This is a genomic window from Gordonia sp. OPL2 (genome assembly GCF_003797825.1).
Lineage (GTDB): Bacteria > Actinomycetota > Actinomycetes > Mycobacteriales > Mycobacteriaceae > Gordonia.
In genome coordinates, this window is record NZ_RKME01000034.1 from 47,855 (window position 1) to 54,380 (window position 6,526).

At 69.5% G+C, this 6,526-nt stretch carries 5 protein-coding genes; 4 read left to right on the forward strand and 1 reads right to left on the reverse strand.

The genetic code is table 11. The features are described from left to right. Positions 1 to 48: 48 nt before the first annotated feature. Positions 49 to 1,158, reverse strand: coding sequence for a glycine cleavage system aminomethyltransferase GcvT (gcvT, locus tag EEB19_RS23230; RefSeq protein WP_187589686.1), 1,110 nt, complete (start codon positions 1,156 to 1,158; stop codon positions 49 to 51). Between the two features lie 70 nt (positions 1,159 to 1,228). Between gcvT and EEB19_RS23235 the strand changes: the two genes are divergently transcribed. From EEB19_RS23235 to lipB, 4 genes are all read left to right on the forward strand, one after another. Further along, complete coding sequence (locus EEB19_RS23235; protein WP_187589687.1) at positions 1,229 to 2,773, forward strand: leucyl aminopeptidase; 1,545 nt, start codon at positions 1,229 to 1,231, stop codon at positions 2,771 to 2,773. A 206-nt stretch (positions 2,774 to 2,979) separates the two neighbouring features. Beyond that, a complete protein-coding gene (gene sucB, locus EEB19_RS23240) occupies positions 2,980 to 4,788 on the forward strand; it encodes a 2-oxoglutarate dehydrogenase, E2 component, dihydrolipoamide succinyltransferase (protein ID WP_187589688.1) in 1,809 nt (602 codons plus the stop codon). Positions 4,789 to 4,794: 6 nt separating this feature from the next. After that, positions 4,795 to 5,679 carry a TIGR01777 family oxidoreductase gene (locus EEB19_RS23245; RefSeq protein ID WP_187589689.1) on the forward strand — a complete coding sequence of 295 codons (885 nt, stop codon included), beginning with the start codon at positions 4,795 to 4,797 and terminating at the stop codon, positions 5,677 to 5,679. Next, positions 5,672 to 6,469, forward strand: coding sequence for a lipoyl(octanoyl) transferase LipB (lipB, locus tag EEB19_RS23250; protein ID WP_187589690.1), 798 nt, complete (start codon positions 5,672 to 5,674; stop codon positions 6,467 to 6,469). The genes EEB19_RS23245 and lipB overlap by 8 nt, the downstream gene beginning before the upstream one ends. Positions 6,470 to 6,526 lie beyond the last annotated feature (57 nt).

Consider the following 6,526-nt stretch of genomic DNA (forward strand, 5'->3'; position numbering starts at 1 on the left):
GGGGCGCAAACCCTTTGCCGCGGCGTCGGAGCTCCCCCGCGTCCGAGGTCAGACGTGTGGCGCGACGAACGGCGGGGTGACCACCTCGCACGCCAGATCACGCCCACGGACGTCGACGACGACCTCGTCGCCGACACCCACACCGCTGTCGGTGGCGATGAGGGCAAGCGCGATCCCCTGCTTGAGCGAGGGTGAGAACGTGCCGGAGGTGCACGTGCCGATGGTGTCGCCGCCTGCTCCGGTGAGGACCGCACAGCCGGCGCGGGGCACCCCGCGCCCGGTCGCCTTGAGTCCGTGGAGCCGACGCGCGGGCCCCTCCGACTTCTCCGTCAACAGCCGTTCCCTGCCGAAGAACTCGGGCTTCTTCCATCCCACGGCCCAGCCGACGCGGGCCTGCACCGGAGAGATGTCGGGGCCCAGTTCATGCCCGTGCAGGGCGTAGCCCATCTCGGTGCGCAGGGTGTCGCGAGCGCCGAGACCGGCGGGCTGACCGCCGAGGTCGGTGACCGCGGCGAGCACCGTGTCGAACACCGCACCGGAGTCGGCCCACCGCGGGATGAGCTCGTACCCGCGTTCTCCGGTGTATCCGGTGCGGCACACCCGCACCGGGACCGATCCCGATGCGGTCGTGAGGTCGGCGTCGGCGAAGGCCATGTACTCCATGTCCGTCGGTAGCCCGACCGCCGACAGCACGTCCGGCGCCTTGGGCCCCTGCACGGCGAAGACACCGTGCTCGCGATGCCGGTCGGTCACCGAAACACCCGCCGGTGCGGCGGAGGCCAACAGGTCGACGACGGCAGCGGTGTTCGCCGCGTTCGGGACGAGGAAGACCTCGTCCGCACTCACCAGGTAGGCGATCAGGTCGTCCACCACACCACCGGATTCGTTGCAGCACAACGTGTACTGCGCCTTGCCGGGGGCGATCTTCCCGAGATCGTTGGACAGCGTGCCGTTCACGAAGTCCGCGGCTCCCGACCCGGACACCAGCGCCTTGCCGAGGTGACTGACGTCGAAGATGCCCACGTTCTCCCGGACCGCCGTGTGCTCGGCGACCGTACCCGCGTACGAGACCGGCATGGTCCATCCGCCGAACTCGGCGAAGGTGGCGCCCAGTGCGGTGTGGCGATCGGCTATCGGTCCGGCGAGGAGATCACTCATACCCACACCTTAGGAGAAGCGCACTGCGGAGGCCGGTGGTCGGTCGGTGCCCATGGTTACAGTTGGTTTCGTGACCAAGAACGAGACCTTCGACCGCGTACGCGGACCTGAACTGGAGTTGGCGACCACCCTCGGCAAGGGCGACGACGCCCTCGTGATCGGCCTCATCGCACCGGAGTCCGACGACGATGCGGGGACCTCGTCGGACTCCGAACCCACGCTGGTGATCGGCGACGGTGTCCTCGACGACGCACAGGCGGAGGCGATCTCCACCGCGGTCCGTCGCCTGGGCGCCACCGGATCGCACGGCGAGATCACCCGCCTCCCGGCTCCCGACGGCCTCGCCGTCGACGTCGTCGTCGCCGTCGGTCTCGGTGACGCCGCCACTGTCGACGACGCCGATCAGCTCCGCCAGGCCGCGGGCATCGCGGCGCGCGAACTCGACGGCATCGAGCAGGCCGCGACGACACTGTCGGCCCTGGATCTCGCCGCCGCCGCCGAGGGCCTATTCCTCGGCGCCTACCGCTTCGACCTCTACCGCACCGACAAGACCCGGCCGAAGAAGGCGCCGCCGGCCCGCATCACCCTGCTGGTCGACGACAAGGGCAAGACGGCGAAGGCCGATCTGGCCCACGCCGTCGCCGTCGCCGACTCGGTCGCCATCGCGCGCGACTTCGTGAACACCCCGCCGAGCCACCTGTTCCCGGAGGAGTTCGCCGAACGCGCACGACAGTTGGGCAGCGCCGCCGGACTGAAGGTGGAGGTGCTCGACGACGAGGCGCTGGAGAAGGCCGGCTACGGCGGCATCATCGGCGTCGGGAAGGGTTCGTCACGGCTGCCCCGCCTGGTGCGGCTTATCCACACCGGCAAGAAGAACGCGAAGAAGGTGGCGCTCGTCGGCAAGGGCATCACCTTCGACACCGGCGGCATCTCGATCAAGCCCGCGGCCAACATGGACCACATGACCTCCGACATGGGCGGCGCGGCAGCGGTCATCGCCGCGACCATCCTCGCGGCCCGACTCGATCTCGACGTGTCCGTGATCGCGACCGTTCCCATGGCCGAGAACATGCCGTCGTCGACCGCGCAGCGGCCCGGCGATGTGCTGACCCAGTACGGCGGCACCACCGTCGAGGTCCTGAACACCGACGCCGAGGGCCGCCTGATCCTCGCCGACGCGATCGTGCGTGCCGCCGAGGACGAGCCCGACTACCTGATCGACACCGCCACCCTCACCGGTGCGCAGATGGTCGCGCTCGGCGCCCGCACCCCCGGCGTGATGGGTACCGAGGAGTTCCGCGACAGGGTCGCGGCGCTCTCTCGCGAGGTGGGCGAGAACGGGTGGGCGATGCCCCTGCCCGCCGAGCTGCGCGGTGATCTGAAGAGCCGTGTGGCCGACCTGGCGAATGTGACCAATCACCGCAACGGCGGGATGCTGTCGGCCGGACTGTTCCTCAAGGAGTTCGTCCCGTCGTCGGTCGGCTGGGCCCACATCGACATCGCCGGACCGGCGTTCAACACCGGCGGCCCGTGGGGCTACACCCCGAAGGGCGGGACGGGAGTGCCGGTCCGGACCATCGCACGCGTCCTCTCCGACATCGCCGAGAACGGCTAGGAGCCGGTGCGCGGGGACCCTCACACCGTGCGGTTCGACACCACGTGTGAATGTCCGGGCACACCACGTCTGTGTGACGCGTGACGGGTAGGGTGATCCGGGGACGGACGGCTCACCCGCCACAGCCCGTCTCACGTGCACCGGCGGCGCACACACCGCGGTGAACAGACCTAGTGACCACACGTCGAGTTCAGGAGTCAACAACGATGGCCTTCTCCGTCCAGATGCCCGCCCTGGGTGAAAGCGTCACCGAAGGAACCGTTACCCGGTGGCTGAAGGAGGAGGGCGACACCGTCGAGGCCGACGAGCCCTTGCTGGAGGTGTCGACGGACAAGGTCGACACCGAGATCCCTGCCCCCACTGCGGGTGTGCTGACCAAGATCATCGCCCAGGAGGACGACGTGGTCGAGGTCGGCGGCGAGCTCGCACTCATCGGCGAGGAGGGCGAGCAGTCCGGCGGTGATGATTCCGCAGGCGACGATTCCTCCGATTCCGCGGGCGGCGACGCCCCGTCCGATGCCGGCGAGCCCGAGCAGGCCGACGAGGCCCCGTCCACCGAGGCGCAGGCACCTGCCGAGAAGCCGTCCGCAGAGTCGACGAAGGGTGGTGGCTCCGCCGAGGGCACCGATGTCGTCATGCCGGAACTCGGCGAGTCGGTCACCGAGGGAACGGTCACGAACTGGCTGAAGTCCGTCGGCGACTCCGTCGAGGCCGACGAGCCGCTGCTCGAGGTGTCCACCGACAAGGTCGACACGGAGATCCCCTCACCCGTTGCGGGCACGCTGCTCGAGATCGTCGCCCAGGAGGACGACGTGATCGAGGTCGGCGGCAAGCTCGCCGTCATCGGCGATGCGTCGGCCGCCCCGGCCGAGAAGTCCGCGCCCGAACCCGAAGCCGAGCCGGAGCCGGAGCCCGCCGACGAGCCGGAACCGGAGCCCGCCAAGACATCTGAGTCTGCGCCGGAGGAGAAGCCGGCCGCCGAGAAGCCCGCGCCCGCCGAGAAGCCGGAACCCGCCGCCGCATCCACCACGTCGGAGCCGACCACGATCTCCTCGACGCCGTACGTCACCCCGCTGGTGCGGAAGTTGGCCGCGGAGAACGACATCGACCTGAACGCGATCAAGGGCACCGGCGTCGGCGGCCGCATCCGCAAGCAGGATGTGCTCGCGGCCGCAGAGGCGGCGAAGGCCCCTGCCCCGTCGTCGGCACCGGCCGCGCCTGCCGCCGCGGCACCGTCCGCACCGGCGGCGTCGTCCTCGCCCGAGGTCCGGCCCGAGCTCGCCGAACTGCGCGGCACCACGCAGAAGATCAACCGCATCCGCCAGATCACCGCGAAGAAGACGCGCGAGTCGTTGCAGACGAGCGCTCAGCTCACGCAGGTCTTCGAGGTCGACATGACCCGCATCGTGTCGCTGCGCAAGCAGGCCAAGGAGTCGTTCAAGGCGTCCGAGGGCGTCAACCTGACCTTCCTGCCGTTCATCGCGAAGGCCGTTGTCGAGGCGCTCAAGGCGCACCCGAACGTGAACGCGTCGATCGACGAGGACAAGAAGGAGATCACCTACTACGACAAGGTGCACCTCGGCATCGCCGTCGACACCGAGCAGGGCCTGCTGTCGCCGGTGATCCACAACGCCGACGACCTGTCCATCGCCGGGCTCGCCCGCGCGATCGCCGACATCGCGGCCCGCGCGCGCAAGGGCGCCGGCGGCCTCAAGCCCGACGAGTTGGCCGGTGGCACGTTCACCATCACCAACATCGGCAGCCAGGGCGCGCTGTTCGACACCCCGATCCTGGTGCCGCCGCAGGCCGCCATGCTCGGTACCGGTGCGATCGTGAAGCGCCCGGTGGTCATCACCGGCGAGGACGGATCCGAGTCGATCGCGGTGCGGTCGATGTCGTACCTGCCGCTCACCTACGATCACCGGCTGATCGACGGCGCCGACGCGGGACGTTTCCTGACGACCATCAAGAAGCGACTCGAGCAGGGCGCCTTCGCCGCCGACCTCGGGCTCTAGACACCGATGCGGGTAGCCGTCGCCGGCTCGCAGGGGTTGATCGGCTCCGCGGTCGTCTCCGCGCTGCGCGAGTCCGGACACACCGTGGTCCGGCTCGTGCGGCGCGAGGCTCTGTCGGACGACGAATTCAGTTGGGACCCGGAGACATTCGGGGTTCCGGCAGAAAGCCTCGAGGGCGTGGACGCGGTGATCTCCCTCGGCGGGGTCGGCGTCGGCAACCAGCGGTGGACGGGACGGTTCAAGCAGGAGTTGCGGGACTCACGGATCACGCCGACCGAGGTCCTCGCCGAGGCCGTCGCACGGGCCGGGGTGCCGACGTTCCTCAGCGCGTCGGCGACGGGTTTCTACGGGAACACCGGCGAGCACGCGGCCACCGAGACCGACCCCTCCGGTGAGGGGTTCCTCGCCGACCTGGTCATCGACTGGGAACGCGCCGCGACCTCGAATGCCGGCGACGACACCCGTGTCGTGCTGCTCCGCACCGCGCCGGTGCTGTCCCGCAAAGGTGGGCTCCTCAGCCGCCTCAAGCCGGTGTTCTGGCTGGGGCTCGGCGGTGCGATCGGCAGCGGCGAGCAGTATTTCTCGTGGATCAGCCTGCCCGACGAGGTACGGGCGATCGCGTTCCTCCTGGAGTCATCGATCAGCGGTCCGGTCAACCTGGCCGCCCCCGGAGCCGTGCCGTTCGGTGAGTTCGCCGACGCCCTCGGGCACTCCATGCACCGACCCACCGTGCTCAAGGTGCCCGGGTTCGCCGCCAAGGCGGTCGGCGGCGAAATGGCCGAGGAAATGATTCTGTTCAGTCAACGCGTTGCACCAGGAGTGTTGACCCGATCCGGATTCGAATTCCGCCATCCCCGCATCGACGACGCCCTGGAGTACGTCCGTGGCTGAGCGTTCCGTCCGCCGCTCGTCCGAGCCGATCGAGGTCCGCAGGCTCGGGGTCGTCGACTACCCGTCGACCTACGAGCTCCAGCATCGGCTGGCGTCCGAGCGTGCCGACGGCGTCCTCGACCACGATGTGCTGCTGCTTCTCGAACACCCGTCGACCTACACGGCCGGCAAACGCACGGAGGACTCCGATCGCCCGACCGACGGCTCCCCTGTGATCGACGTCGACCGCGGGGGCCGCATCACCTGGCACGGACCCGGACAACTCGTCGGATATCCGATCGTCGGGCTCGCGGAACCACTCGACGTCGTCGAGTACGTCCGTCGGCTCGAGGAAGCGCTCATCACCGTCTGCGCCGACCTCGGCGTGACGACCGGACGCATCGACGGACGCTCGGGTGTGTGGGTCGTCGACGAGCCGGCAAGCGCCACCCCCCGACCCCTGAGGAGCGAGCCTGCGAGCGCCACCCCCCGACCCCTGAGGAGCGAGCCTGCGAGCGTCACGAAGGGGTCCGGCGAACGCAAACTCGGACAGATCGGCATCCGTGTCGCACGCGGGGTCGCGCTGCACGGATTCGCCCTCAACATCGATCCCGACATGAGTGCCTTCGAGGCGATCGTCCCGTGCGGCATCGCCGACGCGGGCGTCACGTCACTGGCGCGTGAACTCGGTACCGCCCTCTCCGTGGAGAGCTTGCTCACACCGATCGCCACGGCAGTCCAGGCCTCCCTCGACCACGACCATCGCGCACCGGATGCCTTGAGCACCACGGGCGTAGCATCGGAGCGGTGACTGTGTCCTCATCCACCGACCACACGAGCACCGCCACCACCCCCGGCGGTCCCACCG

Coding starts and splice junctions, on each gene's coding strand:
- gcvT (WP_187589686.1), bottom strand. CDS start 1,158: ATGAGTGATCTCCTCGCCGGACCGATAGCCGATCGCCACACCGCACTG.
- sucB (WP_187589688.1), top strand. CDS start 2,980: ATGGCCTTCTCCGTCCAGATGCCCGCCCTGGGTGAAAGCGTCACCGAA.
- EEB19_RS23245 (WP_187589689.1), top strand. CDS start 4,795: ATGCGGGTAGCCGTCGCCGGCTCGCAGGGGTTGATCGGCTCCGCGGTC.